Origin of the sequence: Neisseria sp. HMSC073G10 (genome assembly GCF_001812605.1) — a bacterium.
Lineage (GTDB): Bacteria > Pseudomonadota > Gammaproteobacteria > Burkholderiales > Neisseriaceae > Neisseria > Neisseria subflava_A.
In genome coordinates, this window is record NZ_KV809536.1 from 144164 (window position 1) to 164382 (window position 20219).

The window sequence follows — 20219 nt, forward strand, 5'->3', positions numbered from 1 at the left end:
GTCTTATATAGTAACGATAGAGTGGGCGGACGGGGTTTAGTCTGCCTGGAAACTGACAGTCTGCATCGACAGGATATTATGAAAAAATATTTATTAGTAGTGTTGGGCGCCATGGTTTTGGCGGCTTGCGGTGACAATACCGATAAAATCGGACGCGCCAGTACGGTGTTTCATATGCTGGGTAAAAACGACCGTATTGAAGTGGAAGGTTTTGACGATCCTGATGTGCAGGGGATTGCCTGTTATATTTCGTACGCAAAAAAAGGCGGTTTGAAAGAAACGGTCAATCTGGAAGAAGATGCCAGCGACGCATCGGTTTCCTGTGTACAAAGTGCGGAAGTCATCCGTTATAACGAGGCTGCGGTTTTGAAACCGCGACAAGTGTTCAAACGCAGTGCCAGCATAGCATTTAAGAGCCAACAGATTATCCGCTACTACGATCCGAAACGTAAGTCTTTTGCTTATTTGGTATACAGCGATAAAATCGTTCAAGGTTCGCCGAAAAACTCTTTGAGCGCGGTATCGTGTTTTGCCCATGCGAAAACCGATACGCCGGTACCGGCAGGCGGCGCGGTTTACGGTGCGTGCGTGGTGGACGCGCCGGTTGCCGACGGACAAAAATAATAAAATCAGCTTAATAGATTAAGAAGAATATGAATTTAGCCAACCATTTCCTGATTGCCATGCCTCATATGGACGATCCGTTTTTTACGGATACGGTCATTTATGTATGCGAACACGATGAAGAAGGTGCGCTGGGCATCGTCATCAACAAGCCTTCGCCGATTACCATGGACATGATTTTCGCCGCCGCCGACCGCAATATCCCATTGCGCCTGCAACATGAAAACGTGATGATGGGCGGGCCGGTTCAGATTGAGCGCGGCTATGTCGTGCATACGCCGATCGGTCGCTGGCAAAACAGCATGGTGGTAACTGATAATGTGGCGTTGACTTCTTCGCGCGATGTAATTGAAAACTTGTCTAAAGAAGGTGCGGTGGACAAGGCTTTGATCAGTATTGGTTATTCAAAATGGGGCAAAGGGCAGTTGGAGCGCGAGCTGGCAGAAAATGTTTGGTTGACCGTCCCTGCGGACGAGCATATTCTTTTTGATGTGCCATACGAACTTCGTTATGCCGCCGCTTTTGAAAAATTGGGCGTTAATCCGAACGCCTTGGTTTCAGGAGTCGGCCATGCCTGATGCACCAAAAGGCACGGTTTTGGCCTTTGACTTCGGCGAGGCGCGTATCGGCGTGGCGCAGGGCGATGCCGAGTTGGGCATGACCCATCCGCTGGCAACGGTAACCGGCAACAGCAATGATGAAAAATTCGAGGCCATTGCCAAGCTGGTCAAAGAATGGCAACCCAAGTATTTTGTGGTCGGCCTGCCGACGCATACCGACGGCACGGAGCATGAGCTGACCCGTTTGAGCCGCAAGTTTGGCCGCCGTTTGCACGGACGTTTTAATTTGCCGGTTTATTGGGTGGACGAAAGGATGTCTTCCCTATACGCGGAAAGCCTGCTTGCTGAAGCCCAAGTTTTTGGTCGAAAACAAAAATCCGTGCTTGACCAAGTAGCCGCACAGGCGATTTTGCAAGGCTTTTTTGAAGGTGGCGCGGCCGAGTTTTTCAATGGCCGCGAAGAATAGCGTTATTTATCATAAAGGCCGTCTGAAAATGGGTTTCAGACGGCCTTTGTTTTGTTACGGCTTTGGGATAAAAGAGGTTTAGTTTGGTTAAGCCTAATTTTTTCAGCACAAATTTTGCTACACTCCGTTTTCTTTTTTAGACACAAATACAAGGAAAAAGTTATGGCACTCATGGACAATCTTTTGAATGCGGCTACTCAAATGTTGGGTGGCAACAGCGAAAACGGCGCACAAGGTTCTCTGACCGATATGGCGATGGATTTGGTGAAACAGCAAGGCGGCGTGGGCAACCTGATCAACCAACTGCAACAAGGCGGTTTGGGCGATGCCCTGAGCAGCTGGATTTCCAACCAATCCAGCAACCTGCCTGTGTCCGGCAGCGACCTGCAAAATGCTTTGGGTAGCGATACGGTAAACCAAATCGCGCAAAAATTCGGCGTGGATGCCGGCCAAGCAGGCGATTTGTTGGCAAAAGTGTTGCCAGACTTGGTCGATAAAGCGACGCCTAACGGCACGGCTCAAGATGCGGATGGCTTCGGCTTGGACGACATCGCTTCTATGCTACTGAAAAACTTTATGAAATAATGAGTTGAATCATTTGATAAGGCCGTCTGAATCCGTTCAAACGGCCTTATAACTTTTGGTTCGCGGTAAATAACCAATAAGTCTTTTTCTGATGGAGACGGATGGCTTATGATGTGCACTTCATTTCACCAGATAAGAAGGTTATACACATGTCCCGCTTGACCATACACACAGTCGAAACCGCTCCTGAAGCCGCTAAACCACGCATTGAAGCCGTATTGAAAAACAACGGCTTTATTCCTAACCTGATCGGCGTTTTGGCCAATGCGCCTGAAGCTTTGGCGTTTTATCAAGAAGTTGGCAAGCTGAATGCGGCCAACAGCCTGACTGACGGCGAAGTCGAAGTTGTCCAAATTATCGCCGCCCGTACCAACGAATGCGGTTTCTGCGTTGCCGGCCACACTAAACTGGCTACCCTGAAAAAACTGTTGTCCGAACAATCCATCAAAGCCGCACGCGCGTTGGCTGCGGGTGAGTTTGACGATGCCAAACTGAGTGCTTTGGCGACATTCACCCAAGCCGTTATGGCGAAAAAAGGTGCGGTATCCGACGACGAGCTGAAAGCATTCTTCGATGCCGGTTACAACCAACAGCAAGCCGTTGAAGTAGTTATGGGCGTTGCTTTGGCAACCTTGTGCAACTACGTCAACAACCTTGCCAAAACTGAAATAAACCCTGAATTGCAGGCATTTGCCTAATCTCATCAAAGGCCGTCTGAAAATTCAGACGGCCTTTTAGTAAAAAGCAAGGATATCCTTGTTGCCAAGAATAATTCATGAGTAGAACCATCTACGCTTCAAACCTTATTCAGAGGAAAAAATCATGACACGCGAAGCTTTACTGAACAATGTTGCCGAACTTGTTAAAAACAAATTAAAACCATTGGTGGACGACATCGACCGCAAAGGTCTGTACCCGAAAGAATTTATGCTGGAATTGGGCAAAATCGGCGGTTTTGCCGCAACCGGTACGGTTGAAGAAGGCGGTAACGGTTTGGGTTTGGCAACGCAAATCGCCGTATTGCGCGAAATCGGTAAAGAATGCGGTGCGACTTCGTTCAGCGCATGGTGTCAGGCGGCTTGCGCGTGGTATCTGCATCAATCGCCCAACCAAGCGGTCAAAGACAAATACTTAGCCGATATTCTGCAGGGCAAAGTCTTGGCTGGTACGGGCATGTCCAATACCGTCAAACACCTTGCCGGTATTGAAAAACACAATCTGCAAGCCGAGCGCGTTGAAGGCGGCTACAAAGTCAACGGCGCTTTGCCTTGGGTATCCAATATCGGCGAAGACCACATTTGGGCGAATACCGCCCAAGTCGGCGACAGCTATGTGATGTTTATCACCGGCGGTCAATGGGAAGGCGTTACCCTGCAAGATTGCCCTGAGTTTTGCGGTTTGGAAGGCACGCGCACTTACAGCCTGAATTTTAAAGACGTGTTTATTCCCGATGAAGATGTGATTGCTTCGCCTGAGCAGTTCCAGTCTTATATTCCGACCATTAAAGCCGGTTTCATCTTGCTGCAAGTGGGTATCGGCGCCGGTGTGATTGACGGTGCGCTCGGCATTATCCGCATGGCCAACGTGGTAAACGCTGAAGTGAACGCTTACCTCGACCACAGCTACGATGATTTGAAAGCTGCGTTGGACGACGCATGGGTGGAAACCGAACGTCTTGCCGATGAGGCGTGGAACAACAAACCTGATACGCTGGCAACCTTGAAACTGCGTGAAGCGGCTGCCGTATTGGCATTGAACGCCACTCAATCTGCCGCATTGCATGCAGGCGCGAAAGGTTATCTGATGCGCAGTCCGGCGCAACGCCGCGTCCGCGAGGCCATGTTTGTCGCCATCGTAACACCGGCCATCAAACACCTACGCAAAGAAATCGCCGCTTTGGAAGCAGCGCAATAAATTCAAAATATCAACAATAAAACACACGAAAGGCCGTCTGAAAATACGGTTTCAGACGGCCTTTTAAAATAGAAGGAACACAAAATGGCTCAATATATGTGCGGCCCTTGCGGCTGGATTTACGATGAAGATGTCGGCGACTCCGAACACGGCCTGCCGGCAGGTACCAAGTTCGAAGACATCCCCGACGACTGGAAATGCCCTGAATGCGGCGTAGGTAAAGAAGATTTCTACCTTCTGGACTTCACCATATAAATTACCCGATTATTTAATAAAAAGGCCGTCTGAAATTTCAGACGGCCTTTGTTTTATCGGCGGTATAAAGCAACCATGGTTTCAGCCGCTTTAACACAGCTTTTTACATCGGCAACCAAAGCGATGCGGACGTAGCCTTCGCCCGGATTGCCTTGCTCGGTATCGCGGGCGAGGAAGCGGCCGGGCAACACTTGGATAGCGGCTTTCTGCCACAGGTTGCGCGTAAATGCCAAGTCGTCGCCATCGGGAACTTTCAGCCAAATGTAGAACGACGCGTCAGGCAGTTTGACATCGAATGCCTGTTGCAAAATCGGAATGACGCGGTCGAATTTTTCTTGGTAGAGGCGGCGGTTGGCAATGACGTGTTCTTCATCGTTCCAAGCGGCAATGCTGGCGCGTTGGACGGGAATGCTCATCGCGCTGCCGTGGTAGGTGCGGTAGAGCAGGAAGTTTTTGAGCAACTCGGCATCGCCTGCGACAAAGCCGGAACGCAAACCGGGGACGTTGGAGCGTTTGGACAGGCTGGTGAACATAATAATGTTGCGCGTGCCGCGTCCTAATTGCGCCGCAGCCTGCAAGCCGCCGATTGGTTTGTTGCCGTCAAAATAGATTTCGGAATAGCATTCGTCAGAGGCAATAACGAAGCCGTATTTGTCTTGCAAATCAAAAATTTCTTTCCAGTCTTCTAATTGCAGGACGCTGCCGCTCGGGTTGTTGGGCGAGCAGACGATCAGGACTTTGGTGCGCCGCCATACGTCTTCGGGCAGACTGCTCCAATCAGGGTTGAAGCTGGGCGCCGGACAGTTGGCAAAATGGATTTCGCCGCCGCCCAAAATAGTCGCGCCTTCGTAAATTTGATAGAAAGGATTGGGGCTGATAACGACCGGTTTGGGGCCGTCTGAAGCCGGATTTAAAACGGTTTGGATAAAAGAGAACAAAGCTTCCCGGCTGCCCAATACCGGCAGGATTTCATTGTCGGGATTGAGTTTCAAACCATCATAACGGCGGGCCACCCATTCGGCGCAGGCTTGGCGCAGTTCGGGCAGGCCTGCGGTCAGCGGATATTTTTCCAGTTCGTGCAGGGAGGCGGTCAGCGCGTCGGTGATGACTTTGGGCGTCGGGTGTTTCGGCTCGCCGATTTGCAGATGAATGGGCGTCACGCCTTCGGGTGCATCAATGCCTCGCATGGCTTCACGCAGGCGGGCGAAAGGATAGGGTTTGAGATGGTTTAATAATGGGTTCATGATGTTTCTGCCGGATAAATTAGGCAATAATCTTAGCATTTTTTAGATGGATTGGGACAAAAAGGCCGTCTGAAAACAGGGTTTAAATGTTTTTCAGACGGCCTTTTGAATATTGATGCGTTTATTTGGCAGGGACGACGGGCAGGGAACCGTTCAAAAGATAATGAATGGTTTCTTGAACCGTACGGATGGCGTTGCCAAACGGCAATGGGTCTTTACCGCGGAAAAACAGGCCTTTATCGACTTCGCCGCGGAATGCCGCAGAAAGTTGGATGTCGATACAGAATTGACCGGCTTTGGCCAAACCGTCGCGCAAGCCGCAGCTGGTCAGGCAGTTCAGGCCTTGTGTGCAACGGCGCGGATCGTTTTTGGCATTGGCTTGCAATTTGGCCTCGCGTTTGATGTAGTTGTCGAGGAATTTTGTGCGCACGCCGCGTGCAGGCAAACCGGCAACAGACATGAATTCAACCACTTTTTCGGTTTCCGCACCGGCCAGCGTTTTCTTGAAGTTGATGTGGGCATCGCCTTCTTCGGTCACGGCAAACGCGGTACCGATTTGAACGGCGGACGCGCCCCAGTTTTTCAAGGCTGTTTTGACTTTTTCAAAGTTTGCCATGCCGCCGGCGAGTACCAACGGGATTTTTTCGCTTTCCAAGCCCAAGTTTTTGAATACTTCAAACGTTTCTTCAATAACGCGTTTGAACTCGAATTTGGCATCGTTCACGCCGTCAACGGTTGCCGCGCCCAAGTGGCCGGCTGCGTGGGCTGGGTGTTCGATAACGATGGCATCGGGCAAAATGCCTTTTTTCATCCAACGTTTTAAAACGATGTTGATGCCGCGTGATTCGGACAAAATAGGGAAAAGGGCGACATCTTTGTGGTAGCCCTCGGCCATTTCCGGCAAATCCAAAGGCAAACCTGCGCCCATCACAATCGCGTCTGCACCAGATTCGCAGGCCTGACGGACGTAGGCGGCATGGTCTTTGACGGCTTTCATGACGTTGACGGCAATCATGCCTTTGCCTTCTGAATCGGCTTTGGCTTTTTTGATTTCACGGTCAAGCGCGATGCAGTTGAGGCGGGTGTATTTTTCTTCGCTGGAATCGATTTTTGATTCGGCCAGCAAATCTTCGTGCAAGTGGCGCAAATCGACGCTGGCGATGGTACCTACGCCGTTTTCGCGCGCAACCGCGCTGGAGAGTTTTGATGCGGAAACGCCTACACCCATACCGCCTTGTACGACGGGAATCAGTGATTTGCCACGGATAATCAATGGGTCAAAGTTGTTTTGCATGGATGCTCCTTCATAGATTCTGGATGGTGCCGTCTGAAATCCTATGAAATGGATTGGATAACGGGCTGATGTGTATATAAATAAGTGTGTTTTTCGCCGCCGTTTTTCAGACGGCATGAGGCGTGTTTTTAAAATTTTAGGAATTATACTCTAAGTTAATGTAAAAATTAGAGTATTAATACAGTTTTTTTGAAGGAAAAATTGAAAAGTCTTGTTAATAAAGGAATAAATTTTATGATGGATTGAATTGAGGAGGAGAAATTGCAAACAAAATCTACAGAGAAAAAGGCCGTCTGAAATTTCAGACGGCCTTAAGTATGGGAATCGGACAGATGTCGGATTACATTTGTTTTTTAGCGGCATCAATGGCGCGTTGGTCAGGGTTGATCAAGATTTCAACGCGGCGGTTTTGTGCGCGGCCTTCAACAGTAGCGTTGGAGGCGATTGGTTGACGGGAGCCGTAACCGAAAGTGCTCAAACGGGTGCTGCTTACGCCACGGGATTGCAGGAAGGTGGCAACAGATTCGGCGCGGTTGCGAGACAATGGCTCGTTGATGGCGTCGTTACCGGTGTTGTCGGTGTGGCCGTTGATGGTCAAAGTCGTGTCAGGATATTGAACCAAAGTTTGCGCGGCAGCAGACAAGGCGCTTTGAGCATGGCCGCTCAGGGCAGCGCTGCCGGTAGCGAAGGTTACGTTTTCAGGCATAACCAGTTTGATTTGGTTGCCTTGACGTTCAACTTCGATGTTGGTGTTGGCCAGGCTTTGACGCAGTTTTTTCTCTTGGTAGTCCATGTAACCGCCGATACCGGCACCTACTGCACCACAAGCCAATGCGGAGTTACGCGCGCCTTTACCACCATGGGTCAGCGCACCAACGATGCCGCAAACAGCCGCACCACCCAAACCGTACATGGCGGTTTTGCTGGCGGATTGTTGGCCGGTAACAGGATCAGTTACACAGCCGGTGAGCGCCAAAGGAATCGCAGTGGCAATAACGGTCAGGGGTTTCAAGAATTTCATGTCGTATCCTCTTTTTAGATGACGGCCCGGGCCGTCTGAAAAAATGAATAAAAACCGCGTGGGTCATTACGGATTTATGATACCCAATATCCGAAACGCAAAAGAATGGGTTTAACCCGATATTACGAAAATATTTGCCAGTTAACATAATTCTGAAGCATTTCTGCATTTCTCCGACAGTTTGGTCATTTTGCCGCGAAATAACAAGCAAAGTTTTTTACAGTTTCTTCCGTTTTTTCTTTTTGCGGCGATACCAGTTGACGAATGCCCATTTCAATCTGACCTTGACATCGTATCCCACTGAACCTGCACCCAGTATGAACAAAACGGCGGAAACGGGCAGGGCGAAATGATGGCCGACCAAATGATAACCCCATACGCCAACCACGCCGCCCAGTAAAAACGACAGCATCAAGCCGCTTAAAAGCCACATTTTCGGTTTGTTGACGCGGACGTGCGGCAGGCGCGGATGATGTTGTTTGGAATAATAAAGTGCGCGTGAAATTTCAATGCCCAAATCGGTTGCCGTGCCGGTCATATGGGTGGAGCGGATGGCGCCGCCGGAAAGAAGCGTAATAACCGTATTGTGCATGCCCATAATAAAGCACAATAAAAACAATGCTAAAGACGGCATAATAAAATCAGAGCCGCCAAAATTCCATTCCATCGCGGCAATGCCGAACCAACCGAATATCAACAGATAAACTGCTTCCAGCCACATGGAAAATCCAAAGCTGCCACGGAAACGCATTTGCTGCGTCCACAAAATCACCCAGCCCGAATGCGCGGCTCCGGCAACAAAACACAACACGCTGATTGTGGCAATAATGGCCACACTCCACTCTTGAAGATACAAAACATCTGCCAACAGCGACATTGAGCCGGTAACGTGGGAGGTATAACGTGAGAATGCGAAGTAACCGCCGGCATTAATCGCACCGGCAAGAAAGGCCATGATGTAGCCTAGCCGTCTGAAACGGGCATCGGAAATATTGTGTTCGTGCAGGTACGGGCGATCCGCCTGCCAAAATGGCGGCGTGTGTTGCCTATGGTGGCGCGGTCGGTAAGAGTGGGGCCGTTTGTCGTCGTTCATTGATTGAGGGTAGGAGCGAGCATTTATATTGGGTGTATTTTATATGCAACTGCCTGCTGCCAAGAACAAATAATATGAAAGTGTCCCCAAGTTGCCACACTTGCCCATTACAAGATGAGGGCGTACATTAATAGCTATACATGACTATAAGGAAACATCCGATGAATCCTATCCGCCTGACTTTATTGATTGGTGCTGCCGCATTACTTGCCGCCTGCGCCACCACGCCTGAGCAAAAAGCCGCACGCGCCCAAGCGCAGAAACGCTATGAGCAGGATCTTCAAGTACATCTTGCTGCCCAATGCGATCAGGAGACTGCCGCGCTGATCCGCCGCAAATTTGACGAAGAAGGCAAACCCGGTGCCGCAACTGCGGAACAAAAAGCCTTCCGCCTCAAATATATCGACAAAGTTTCCGATCCGATGTTCCAAGCCTGCTACAAAATGGCATGGCAAAACTATATTTCTCAAGAACAGCTGCGCGAAGCCCGTTACTATCGTTATTACGACGATTGGGGCTATCCGTTTGGCCGTTATCCTTGGTGGTGGTAAGGTATTAACAAACTTTAGGGCCGTCTGAAAGCATATATTTATTGGTTTCAGACGGCCTAAGGTTTATTGAAACGGCAATAACGTTTACAATAGCCGCCTATTCAAACACAATACCCACCACCCATGAACATCTGGCTTGGACAGCGACACGCGCCCAAATTTCCGCAAGGAGCCGCCGTAACCATCGGCAACTTTGACGGCGTACACCTCGGGCACAAACATATTCTACAAAAACTCAAACGAGAGGCAGACCAGCGGGGTCTGCCTGTTGTCGTTGTTGTTTTTGAGCCTCAGCCCAAAGAATTTTTTGCGCGCAAAGCCGGGAAAAAGCTGCCTTATCGCATCAGTCCACTGCGTACCAAATTGCGCCTTTTGCGTGAAACCGGTTGTGTGGATGCCGTTTGGGTCTTGCGTTTTAACCAAGCTTTCTCCGATATGAGCGCACAAGCGTTTATCGACCAGCTTTTGCGCCAAACGCTTAACACGCGTTATTTGTTGATTGGCGACGATTTCCGTTTCGGTGCCGGCCGTGAAGGCTGTTTTGAGCTCTTGGCTCAACAGCCCGATATGCAAACCGAACGCACGCCGTCCGTTATCGTTGAAGACATCCGCACCAGCAGTACCGCCGTCCGCCAAGCCCTTTCAGACGGCAAGTTGGAATACGCCAAAAAACTGTTGGGGCACGATTACGTGTTAAGCGGCAAGGTCAAGCACGGGCAAAAGCTCGGCCGCACCATCAACGCGCCTACCGCCAACGTCCAGCTTCCCCCATATCATTATGCGCTAAGCGGCGTATTTGTCGTCGAAGCAGACGGCGCATTCGGTACGCGCCGGGGCGTGGCCAGCTTTGGTTTTAACCCCACTGTCAGCAACAACCGCTCGCAAAAGCTGGAAGTCCATCTGTTCGATTTCAACGGCGATTTGTACGGCCAACGCATCTTCGTCCGCTTCCTGCACAAACTGCGTGACGAGAAAAAATTTGAGAGTATCGAAGCATTGAAAACCCAAATTTTGCAAGATATGGAAGATGCAAAGGTTTGGAAGCCATAGAAACGCTTCTAGAAGCTTATAAAATCAAGACAATTGGGCTACAATAAGTCCTTTGAATTTTTTCAGACGGCCTGTTCTTTTCAAAATGAGCAATCAGGCCGTCTGAAACCGAAATACCGCAACAATAGAGATCAAAAAATGACCGATTACAGTAAAACCGTAAACCTGCTCGAGAGCCCGTTTCCAATGCGCGGCAATCTTGCCAAGCGCGAGCCTGCATGGCTGAAAAGCTGGTACGAGCAAAAACGCTACCAAAAACTGCGCGAAATCGCCAAAGGCCGTCCGAAATTCATTCTGCATGACGGTCCTCCGTATGCCAACGGCGACATCCACATCGGTCATGCCGTCAATAAAATTCTCAAAGACATCATTATCCGCAGCAAAACCCAAGCCGGTTTTGACGCGCCTTATGTACCGGGTTGGGACTGCCACGGTTTGCCTATCGAAGTGATGGTAGAAAAACTGCACGGTAAAGACATGCCTAAAGCCCGTTTCCGCGAATTGTGCCGCGAATACGCCGCCGAACAGATTGCACGTCAGAAAAAAGACTTTATCCGCTTGGGTGTGTTGGGCGACTGGGACAATCCTTACCTGACCATGGATTTCAAAACCGAAGCCGATACCGTTCGTATGCTCGGTGAAATCTACAAATCCGGCTATCTCTACCGTGGCGCGAAACCTGTTCAATTCTGCTTGGACTGCGGCTCTTCATTGGCCGAAGCGGAAGTGGAATATAAAGACAAAGTATCACCTGCGATTGACGTTGCCTATCCGTTTAAAGACACTGCCGCGCTTGCCGCCGCATTCGGTTTGGCAAGTATTGAAGGCAAAGCGTTTGCCGTTATCTGGACAACCACGCCTTGGACTTTGCCTGCGAGCCAAGCTGTTTCAGCTGGCGCAGACGTGGTGTATCAATTGATTGATACGCCTAAAGGCAAATTGGTATTGGCCAAAGATTTGGCAGAAGATGCGCTCAAACGTTACGGCTTTGCTTCAGACGACCTGAAAGTATTGGCAGAAACCACAGGTGACAAGCTGGAAAACCTGCACATGAACCATCCGTTCCTCGAACGCGATATTCCCATGCTCAATGGCGACCATGTGACCACCGATGCCGGTACCGGTTTGGTGCATACTGCGCCTGCGCATGGTCTGGAAGACTACGCTGTCTGCAATAAATACGGCATCGAGCTTTACAACCCTGTCAACGCCGAAGGCAAATACATCAGCGAAACACCTCGTGTCGCTGGTATGCGCGTTTGGGAAGCCAATCCCGTCATCCTGCAATGGCTGGAAGAAACCGGCAACCTCTTGGCAAGCAGTAAAATCGAACACAGTTACGCACACTGCTGGCGCCACAAAACGCCGTTGATTTACCGTGCGACCGGCCAATGGTTTGTCGGTATGGACAAAGCAGGTGCCGATGGTAAAACCCTGCGCGACAAAGCCATCAAAGCCGTTGATGACACCGAATTCTTCCCATCATGGGGTCGTGCGCGTTTGGAAGCCATGATTGAAGGCCGTCCTGACTGGGTGGTTTCTCGCCAACGCTATTGGGGCACGCCGATGACTTTCTTTGTTCACAAAGAAACCGGTGAGCTGCATCCGAACACTGCCGAGCTGTTGGAAAAAGTTGCCCAAAAAATCGAAGAAAAAGGTATCGAAGCATGGTTCTCTCTTGATAAGAGCGAACTCTTGAGCGCGGAAGATTGTGAAAATTACGACAAACTTTCCGATACCATGGACGTATGGTTTGACTCAGGCTCGACGCATTATTCCGTTGTGAAACAACGCGAAGAATTGGAATGGCCGGCTGATTTGTACCTTGAAGGCAGCGACCAACACCGCGGCTGGTTCCAATCGTCTATGTTGACCGGTTGCGCCTCATCCATGGGTCGTGCGCCATACAAACAGCTGCTGACCCACGGTTTCGTGGTTGACCAAAACGGTCGCAAAATGTCGAAATCCATCGGTAACGTCGTCGCGCCGCAAGAAGTCTATAACGAGTTCGGCGCCGACATCCTGCGCCTGTGGGCGGCATCCACCGATTACAGCGGCGAATTGGCAATTTCCAAAGAAATCCTCAAACGCGTAACCGAAAGCTACCGCCGCATCCGCAACACCTTGAGCTTCCTGTTTGCCAACCTGAGCGATTTCGACCCGTTCGAACACACCGTACCGCAGGCAGACATGGTTGAAATCGACCGCTACGCCTTAGTATTGGCGCGTCAGCTGCAAGAGCGTCTGGCGGGCGACTTCTACCCGCGCTATGCCTTCCACTTCGCTGTGAAAGACATTGTCGCCTTCTGCTCGGAAGACTTGGGCGCGTTCTATCTCGACATCCTGAAAGACCGCCTCTACACCACCAAAGCCGACAGCCACGCCCGCCGCAGTGCGCAAACTGCCCTGTATCACATCACACGCAGTTTGGTTCTGTTGATTGCTCCGATTTTGTGCTTTACCGGCGAGGAAGCATGGGACATCATCGGTGGTGGAGAAGAAGACAGCGTCCTCTTCCACACATGGCATGAGTTCCCGTCTATCAATGAAAAAGCCGAAGCCGAATTGGTGAAAAAATGGACGGCAATCCGCGAAGCACGCGAAGCGGTAACTGCCGCCATCGAGCCTTTGCGTACGGATAAAACTGTCGGTTCTTCATTGCAAGCCGAAACCGAAATTACGGCTCCGGAAGAAATTGCCGACTATCTGAACACTTTGGGCGAAGAATTGCGTTTTGCTTTGCTGGTGTCTAAAGCTGAAGTGAAAGTAGGTAATGAACTTGCTGTAACCGCTAAAGCCAGCGATGGTGAAAAATGCGAACGCTGCTGGCACTACACCCACGATGTAGGCGCAGTTGCAGGCCATGAAACCATCTGTAAACGTTGTGCCGACAACGTTGACGGCAAAGGCGAAGACAGACATTACGCTTAATGGTTTGGTCTAAATAAAGGCCGTCTGAAAACTTTGGAAATAGGTTTTCAGACGGCCTTTGTTTTCGTATAGCGAATAGATTTTGAAGGGTAATTGGGATTTGTAGTTTTGATAAATAGATATAGTCAGTATAGGTATAGTGGATTTGACGTATATTGAGAAATATATTCTCGTAGAAAGCACTTTTCAAAGGGCCTTACTTATCCGTGGGGTATGGATGTATTTTGAACCTTCAAATAGCCTCATATTTACATTTTCTCATTGAACGGAAACTATATTTCTCTTTCGTTTTATCCAATATAAAAGGCCGTCTGAAACAAGTTTTCAGACGGCCTTTAGTTATTCTATTGCTTAGTAGAAATTAGCGGGCAGAGCAAGAAGTTTCTACTTTGTTGCCGTATGGGTCAGTGAAGCCGAAGAATGCTTCGCTGCCTTTTTGATGCCATTCAGCGCCTTTGCCGAACAGGCCTTGGTTGGCAACATAGCGTTCGCCTGAACCTGCAACGGCAGAAGACAGGGTGGCAACTTTGTCATCCAGACGCAGTTCAACTTGGTTGGTGCTCAGGTTGCGGACTTGTACAGACAGGCCGTTTTCGCAGCTGAATGATTGAACACGGCCATGGTTATGCATGTCATGATGTTGGTGGCCATATTCGTGTGCATGATTGTGCTCATGACGTTGACCATGGTCATGGCGATGGGCTTCAGGTGCGGCACAGGCAGCGAGGCTCATGGCGGCGGCAATTGCAAGCAGGGCTTTTACTTTCATTTTTGACTCCTATGGTCAGTGTTTAAGGAAGAATGTAGCGGCATGTTATAAATATCTTTATGGCTTCACAATAGGGATAACCATTATTTACTTTTTCTTCCTGTTTTCGGGAGTATGGCAGGATTCTTTGTAGTTTTGATATGAATGATTAATGCCGTTTGAAAAAAAACCGCACTTGCGCTAGAGGTAAACGAAAGTGCGGAAAATTCAGAGAGTTACATTGAAAGAAGGATAGAACAGCTTAACGCTGGCGTGCTTTAAAACGGGGATTGCTCTTGCAAATGACGTACACTTTGCCTTTTCGGCGGACAATTTGGCAGTCGCGGTGTCGTTTTTTTGCAGTTTTTAGGGATGAGAGGACTTGCATCATTTATCCTTTCTGAAAGAAGACATCATGGATTGGTAACGTTGGTTGAACTTGCTGGCGCGGCCTTCGACATTAACGTTGCGTTGTTTGCCTGTGTATACGGGGTGGGATGCGGAAGAGGTATCAAGAGAGAAGAGGGGATACTCTACTCCGTCTTTCCAAACCATGGTTTTTCCGTGGGTATTGGCACATGAACGGATGAGCCATCCTTGGTCTGCGCCGCTGTCGTAAAACAGGACGGTACGATAGTTGTCTGGGTGGATATCGGGTTTCATTTCTTTCTCCAGTGAGTGTTATGGTATAACATTATACTCTTAGGAAAAGAGCAGGCAAGTGTTTTTTGGTTTTTCTTTATCACGGGGTTGCGGCATTTTGATAAAATATGCTGTTTCAGACGGCCTTTTTTTCATGAGGCCGTCTGAATATTTTGTTTTCTGATGATAGGGATATGATGTATTTGTATAAGGGTTTCAGATTGGGCGGTGCGGTAAGCAAGGTGATGCCGATTGTCCATGTATTGTCCAAGCTGGGGCTGTTGTTTTCATTGCTGTTGGCCGTGCCGACACTGATGTCGTATTTTTATCACGACAGCGCGTTTCTCGTGTTTGCCTATACGGCTTTGACCGTATTGCTGGTGTCGTGCGTTACTTGGGTGCTGACGCTGCGTTTCAACCGTGAATTGCGGCCGCGCGACGGATTCACCCTGGTACTGATGCTGTGGCTGGCTTTTGCTGTCGTGGCGGCGATGCCGATTTATTTCTATATGCCGTCCATGAGTTTTACCGATGCATTTTTTGAAGCGATGTCGGGGCTGACGACGACAGGTGCGACAGTGATTTCCGGCTTGGATACGCTGGCGCCGTCGGTGAATTTTTGGCGACACATGCTCAACTGGCTTGGCGGTATGGGTATTATCGTGCTGGCTGTGGCGATTTTGCCGATGTTGGGCGTGGGGGGGACGCAGCTCTTCAAAGCGGAAATTCCGGGTATGGATAAAGAAAGTAAGATGGCGCCCCGTATTTCGCAAGTGGCCAAACGGCTGTGGTTTGCCTATGCGTTGACAACTGCTGCGGCCTTTGTATCCTTGCATATTGCCGGCATGGGCTGGTTTGATGCCTTGTGTCATGCGATGTCGGCTGTGGCCTTGGGCGGTTTTTCGACACATGATGACAGCGTTGCATATTTCAATTCTGTAGCAGTCGAATGGACGTTGATGTTTTTTACTGTCTGGGGCGGTATCAATTTCGCCAGCCACTTTACTGCGTTGGGCAACCGCTCTTTGCAGGTGTATTGGAAAGATGAGGAATGCCGTTCCATGTTGCTGGTTTTGTCGGGCAGTATTTTGATTTCGGCATTGTATTTATGGCAGCAGGATGTTTATCAAAGCCTTGGCGAAGCTTTACGCTTTGTCAGCTTCAACTTTGTGTCCATCGGATTGGCCAGCGGTTTCTCCAATGCTGACTTTGCCCAATGGCCGCTGATTGTGTCGTTGTGGATGTTTTTCCTGTCGAACGTATTGGCAAGTTCAGGCTCTATGGGGGGCGGTATTAAAAACGTGCGTGCGTTGGTATTGTTCAAATTCAGCTTGCGCGAAATGCTGATTTTGTTGCACCCACGCGCGGTTCGTACGGTAAAGGTCAACAACCGTTCTATTCCGGATCGCATGGCGCTGACTGTCATGTCGTTCATCTTTATTTATTTTATGACGGTCATTGTATTCAGCTTTTTACTGATGGCGGCAGGCTTGGACTTTTTATCCGCCTTTACGGCAGTCATTGCCTGTATTACCAATGCAGGACCGGGTTTGGGGGCAGTTGGTCCGTCGCATAATTATGCTGCGTTGAGCGATGTGCAGAAATGGCTGTGTACAGCGGTGATGTTGTTGGGACGCTTGGAGATTTTTACCGTTCTGATTTTGCTTACTCCGGCATATTGGAAGAAATAAGTTTGAGAAAAAGGCCGTCTGAAATTTCAGACGGCCTTTTCATAATGGCTGGGCTTAAGCGTATTGTTTGAGCAATTCTTTGAATTGTTCGCCAGTTTCAGGGTGTTTCAAACCGTAAGCCACGGTTGCTTCAAGGTAACCCAATTTGCTGCCGCAGTCGTAGCGTTTGCCATCAAAAGTATGAGCCAATACAAACTCATGGTCGAGCAGGCGAGCGATACCGTCTGTCAGTTGGATTTCGTTACCTGCACCGCGAGGCAGGTTGGTCAACAAGTCAAAAATACGCGGAGTCAGGATGTAGCGGCCGACAACGGCGAGGTTGGAAGGCGCTTCTTCCGGTTTGGGTTTTTCAACAATGTTGATAATACGTTGATAGTTTTTCAGCTGCTCGACTTCGACAATACCGTAAGAACCGGTTTGGGAATGATCGATGGTTTCAACGCCTAAAACGCTGTTGCCGCTTTGATTATATACGTCAACCATTTGTTTTAGCGCGCCTTTAGGCGCATCAATCAAATCGTCTGCCAAAATAACGGCAAAAGGTTCATTACCAACGGCAGCCTGCGCGCACAATACGGCATGCCCCAAACCCAATGCTTCAGTTTGACGGATGTACATGCAGGTAATGTTGGGAGGCAGGATATCGCGAACGTGCTCCAACAGCTTGTCTTTTTGACGCAATTCCAATTCGGTTTCCAACTCGTATGCTTTATCGAAGTGGTCTTCGATACTGCGTTTGTTACGGCCGGTGATGAACACCATTTCAGTACAGCCGGCCTCAACCGCTTCTTCAACTGCATATTGAATCAGAGGTTTGTCTACGATAGGCAGCATTTCTTTGGGGCTGGCTTTGGTTGCAGGCAAGAAACGGGTGCCCATACCGGCAACGGGGAAGACGCATTTTTTAATGGGTTTCATATTATTATCCTATTTTAACTGTGGGTTTATACCCCAAAAAGTGTAAAGATGTAGTCGTATGTAATGATAATACCACATGATAAAGTATCAGACGGTCTGAAAAGGAGGATTGGTCATAGATACTGTCTTATCCCAGCAACGACAGCAATTCCTCTTCGCTCAAGATGGCTACGCCCAAAGTTTGGGCTTTTTCCAATTTACTGCCTGCGGCTTCTCCGGCGACAACGTAGTCGGTTTTTTTGGATACGCTGCCGGAAACTTTACCACCTGCAGCCTCAATCATGGCTTGGGCTTGGTCGCGTTTGAGCGTGGGTAAAGTCCCTGTTAATACAAAGGTTTTTCCTGCTATGGTCTCATTGATGCCGTCTGAAATCGTTTCATCTTGAAGATTAGATAGCGTTTGAGCAAAGAAAGTTTTCATATTTTCAAGCAGGGCTGCGTTTTGCGGTTTACTGCGCCATGTTTGCCAATCGACAGGCAATGCTTTGTCGGTTTGCAAACCTTCTATGTTTTGTCCGGCAAGCTCCCACAAGGCCAGCGCTTTGGTTTCGCTGATTTTAAAATCAGGCAGGCGGGCAATCCAGCGTTGCGGCTCGGCATGGCGCAACGGCGGGATAGTGACAGCCTGGCTTTGTGGGGCAACACCTACAGCCAGCAGCTCGTCTATCATTGCCTGTTGCGCTTCTTGGGCAAAAAAGTGGGCGATGGAGCGGGCAACCACCGTGCCGATATCGGGCAGGCAGGCGAGGATGGGTTCGGGGGCATAGCGGACGTGTTCCAGTGTGCCGAATGCCTGTGCCAGTGTTTTGGCGGTGCGTTCGCCGACGTGACGGATGCCGAGGGCAAAAAGGAAGCGCGCAAGTTCGGGCATTTTGCTGGCTTCTATGCCTGCAAGGATGTTTTCCGCCCATTTGGTCGGCTGTTTTTTACTGGTTTTGCTAAGCGGGGCATTGCCGGTCTCGCTTTCAAAGTCTTCAATCTCACTGTTTAATGATTTTTCCTCATTAGTCGATGCTTTATCCGCTGTTTCCTTCATTTTTTGCAGGGTTGGAATATCGAGGCGGTAGAGGTCGGCGAAATGACGAACCAAATCTTGTGCTACAAGCTGCTCGATTTGTTTTTGACCGAGTCCGTCGATGTCCATGGCTTTGCGTGAGGCAAAGTGGATTAAACCTTGTGCGCGTTGTGCTTGGCAAAGCATACCGCCACTGCATCGGGCAACTGCTTCGCCTTCTTCGCGTTCGATTTCGCTGCGGCAGATAGGGCAATGGGTAGGCAGGCGGTAAGGTTTGTGAAGCGGTTCGGCTTGCGCTTTAGAAGGTGTTTCGGCAAACAAATCGTCTTGCAGGCCGTCTGAAACGGAAATATTGGTCTCCTGCATTGGGCGGCGTTCAAAAATCACGCGCACCACCTCGGGAATGACGTCTCCGGCGCGGCGCACGACGACGGTATCGCCAACGCGCACGTCTTTGCGCGATACTTCGTCCTGATTGTGCAGGGTGGCGTTGGTAACGGTAACGCCGCCGACGAATACAGGTTGCAGGCGGGCAACCGGGGTTACTGCACCGGTGCGCCCGATTTGTACATCAATGGCTTCGACAATGGTCAATGCTTCTTCGGCAGGAAATTTGTGGGCAATGGCCCAGCGCGGTGCGCGTGAGATGAAACCGAGTTTTTCTTGTTGTGCCAGACTGTTGACTTTGATCACCATACCGTCGATTTCATAAGGCAAAGTAGGGCGTTTTTGCTGCATTTTTTCGTAAAATGCCAATACTTCGTCGATATTTTGGAAACAGCCGAAATTACCATCGGGCAGGCTGAAACCAAGCTCTTTACAGTAGCTCAGCTCTTGCAGGTGTTCTTCCGCGACAAAACCGCCTTGTTGTCGGGCGATGGAATAGGGGAAGAAATGCAGTTTGCGCTGTGCAGTAATGCGCGAATCGAGTTGGCGCAGACTGCCGGCGGCGGCATTGCGCGGATTGGCGAAAGGTTTTTGTCCGTTTTCAGCTTGTCGTTCGTTTAAGGCGGCAAAATCGGCTTTAAGCATCAGTACTTCGCCACGGATTTCGATAAGCTCGGGAATGTTTTCTCCATGCAGGCGAAGGGGGATGTTGGATACGGTTTTGACGTTTTGGGTAACGTCTTCACCTGTGGTGCCGTCGCCACGGGTTGCCGCTTGAGTCAATACGCCGTCGCGGTACAGCAGGCTGATGGCCAGACCGTCAAATTTAGGCTCGATAACGTATTCCGGTTTTTCTCCGTTTAATCCGCTACGAACGCGCTCATCAAAAGCATACATTTCGGCATGGTCGAACACGCCATTTTCATCTTGTGGCGAGAAGGCGTTGGTCAGCGACAGCATCGGTACTTCGTGGCGCACTTCGGCAAAGCCTGCCAAAGGCTCGCCACCGACACGCTGGGTCGGGCTGTCAGGCAGTTTGAACTCGGGGTAGTTCCGCTCCAATGCTTCAAGCTCGCGGAACAATTTGTCGTATTCGGCGTCGGGTATGCTGGGCGCGTCTAGGGTGTAGTATTCGTAGGCATAGCGGTTGAGGAGGTCGGTCAGGTATTTGATACGTTGTGCGGTCGGATTCATGAGCAATCGAAATAGAGTTTTCAGACGGCCTGATGA

At 49.8% G+C, this 20219-nt stretch carries 20 protein-coding genes; 11 read left to right on the forward strand and 9 right to left on the reverse strand.

All coding sequences use genetic code 11. The features are described 5' to 3' along the window. The first annotated feature begins 78 nt into the window (after positions 1-78). From HMPREF2865_RS08795 to HMPREF2865_RS08825, 7 genes are all read left to right on the forward strand, one after another. Positions 79-624 carry a CreA family protein gene (locus HMPREF2865_RS08795; RefSeq protein WP_070646770.1) on the forward strand — a complete coding sequence of 182 codons (546 nt, stop codon included), beginning with the start codon at positions 79-81 and terminating at the stop codon, positions 622-624. 29 nt (positions 625-653) lie between these two features. Then, a complete protein-coding gene (locus tag HMPREF2865_RS08800; RefSeq protein WP_003680465.1) occupies positions 654-1202 on the forward strand; it encodes a YqgE/AlgH family protein in 549 nt (182 codons plus the stop codon). Beyond that, on the forward strand, positions 1195-1650 hold the full coding sequence (gene ruvX, locus HMPREF2865_RS08805) for a Holliday junction resolvase RuvX (protein WP_070646771.1): 456 nt from the start codon (positions 1195-1197) through the stop codon (positions 1648-1650). Before HMPREF2865_RS08800 ends, ruvX begins: the two co-directional genes overlap by 8 nt. 162 nt (positions 1651-1812) lie before the next feature. Continuing rightward, a complete protein-coding gene (locus tag HMPREF2865_RS08810) occupies positions 1813-2235 on the forward strand; it encodes a YidB family protein (protein WP_070646772.1) in 423 nt (140 codons plus the stop codon). Between the two features lie 149 nt (positions 2236-2384). Next, positions 2385-2933 carry a carboxymuconolactone decarboxylase family protein gene (locus tag HMPREF2865_RS08815; protein ID WP_039862234.1) on the forward strand — a complete coding sequence of 183 codons (549 nt, stop codon included), beginning with the start codon at positions 2385-2387 and terminating at the stop codon, positions 2931-2933. 124 nt (positions 2934-3057) lie between these two features. Beyond that, positions 3058-4149: an acyl-CoA dehydrogenase family protein gene (locus HMPREF2865_RS08820; protein WP_070646773.1), complete on the forward strand. Its 1092-nt coding sequence runs from the start codon at positions 3058-3060 to the stop codon at positions 4147-4149. A gap of 84 nt (positions 4150-4233) precedes the next feature. Next, entirely contained in the window at positions 4234-4404 is a 171-nt protein-coding gene (locus HMPREF2865_RS08825; protein ID WP_070646774.1) for a rubredoxin, read from the forward strand. A gap of 53 nt (positions 4405-4457) precedes the next feature. Here HMPREF2865_RS08825 and dapC read toward each other — a convergent pair whose 3' ends face one another. The 4 genes from dapC to HMPREF2865_RS08845 form a co-directional block, all read right to left on the reverse strand. Further along, positions 4458-5648, reverse strand: coding sequence for a succinyldiaminopimelate transaminase (gene dapC, locus HMPREF2865_RS08830; protein WP_070646775.1), 1191 nt, complete (start codon positions 5646-5648; stop codon positions 4458-4460). Positions 5649-5769: 121 nt separating this feature from the next. Continuing rightward, complete coding sequence (locus HMPREF2865_RS08835) at positions 5770-6942, reverse strand: NAD(P)H-dependent flavin oxidoreductase (RefSeq protein ID WP_004520097.1); 1173 nt, start codon at positions 6940-6942, stop codon at positions 5770-5772. A gap of 340 nt (positions 6943-7282) precedes the next feature. Then, positions 7283-7963 (reverse strand): YiaD family glycine zipper/OmpA-like lipoprotein, encoded by a 681-nt coding sequence (locus HMPREF2865_RS08840; RefSeq protein ID WP_004520099.1) that lies wholly within the window; start codon positions 7961-7963, stop codon positions 7283-7285. A gap of 217 nt (positions 7964-8180) precedes the next feature. Beyond that, entirely contained in the window at positions 8181-9056 is an 876-nt protein-coding gene (locus HMPREF2865_RS08845) for a YoaK family protein (protein ID WP_070646776.1), read from the reverse strand. Positions 9057-9217: 161 nt separating this feature from the next. On the opposite strand from HMPREF2865_RS08845, the gene HMPREF2865_RS08850 reads away from it, so the two are divergent. The 3 genes from HMPREF2865_RS08850 to ileS all read left to right on the forward strand — a co-directional run bounded on the left by HMPREF2865_RS08850 (position 9218) and on the right by ileS (position 13588). Then, complete coding sequence (locus HMPREF2865_RS08850; RefSeq protein WP_049331430.1) at positions 9218-9607, forward strand: hypothetical protein; 390 nt, start codon at positions 9218-9220, stop codon at positions 9605-9607. Positions 9608-9730: 123 nt separating this feature from the next. Next, positions 9731-10657 (forward strand): bifunctional riboflavin kinase/FAD synthetase, encoded by a 927-nt coding sequence (gene ribF / locus HMPREF2865_RS08855; RefSeq protein ID WP_070646777.1) that lies wholly within the window; start codon positions 9731-9733, stop codon positions 10655-10657. Between the two features lie 138 nt (positions 10658-10795). Next, on the forward strand, positions 10796-13588 hold the full coding sequence (gene ileS, locus HMPREF2865_RS08860) for an isoleucine--tRNA ligase (protein ID WP_070647198.1): 2793 nt from the start codon (positions 10796-10798) through the stop codon (positions 13586-13588). Between the two features lie 361 nt (positions 13589-13949). Here the strand turns inward: ileS and HMPREF2865_RS08865 are convergent, their stop codons facing one another. From HMPREF2865_RS08865 to HMPREF2865_RS08875, 3 genes are all read right to left on the reverse strand, one after another. Then, positions 13950-14357 carry an MliC family protein gene (locus HMPREF2865_RS08865; RefSeq protein WP_070461602.1) on the reverse strand — a complete coding sequence of 136 codons (408 nt, stop codon included), beginning with the start codon at positions 14355-14357 and terminating at the stop codon, positions 13950-13952. Positions 14358-14598: 241 nt separating this feature from the next. Continuing rightward, positions 14599-14724, reverse strand: a complete 126-nt coding sequence (gene ykgO, locus HMPREF2865_RS08870; RefSeq protein WP_003685279.1) for a type B 50S ribosomal protein L36 — start codon at positions 14722-14724, stop codon at positions 14599-14601. Beyond that, positions 14724-14999: a type B 50S ribosomal protein L31 gene (locus HMPREF2865_RS08875; RefSeq protein WP_004464264.1), complete on the reverse strand. Its 276-nt coding sequence runs from the start codon at positions 14997-14999 to the stop codon at positions 14724-14726. Before HMPREF2865_RS08875 ends, ykgO begins: the two co-directional genes overlap by 1 nt. A gap of 173 nt (positions 15000-15172) precedes the next feature. Between HMPREF2865_RS08875 and HMPREF2865_RS08880 the strand changes: the two genes are divergently transcribed. Then, a complete protein-coding gene (locus tag HMPREF2865_RS08880) occupies positions 15173-16669 on the forward strand; it encodes a TrkH family potassium uptake protein (protein WP_070646778.1) in 1497 nt (498 codons plus the stop codon). Between the two features lie 54 nt (positions 16670-16723). Here HMPREF2865_RS08880 and galU read toward each other — a convergent pair whose 3' ends face one another. Together galU and ligA are read right to left on the reverse strand one after the other, a co-directional pair. Beyond that, positions 16724-17587 (reverse strand): UTP--glucose-1-phosphate uridylyltransferase GalU, encoded by an 864-nt coding sequence (galU, locus tag HMPREF2865_RS08885; RefSeq protein WP_070646779.1) that lies wholly within the window; start codon positions 17585-17587, stop codon positions 16724-16726. A 127-nt stretch (positions 17588-17714) separates the two neighbouring features. Next, positions 17715-20183, reverse strand: a complete 2469-nt coding sequence (gene ligA / locus HMPREF2865_RS08890; protein ID WP_070646780.1) for an NAD-dependent DNA ligase LigA — start codon at positions 20181-20183, stop codon at positions 17715-17717. Positions 20184-20219 lie beyond the last annotated feature (36 nt).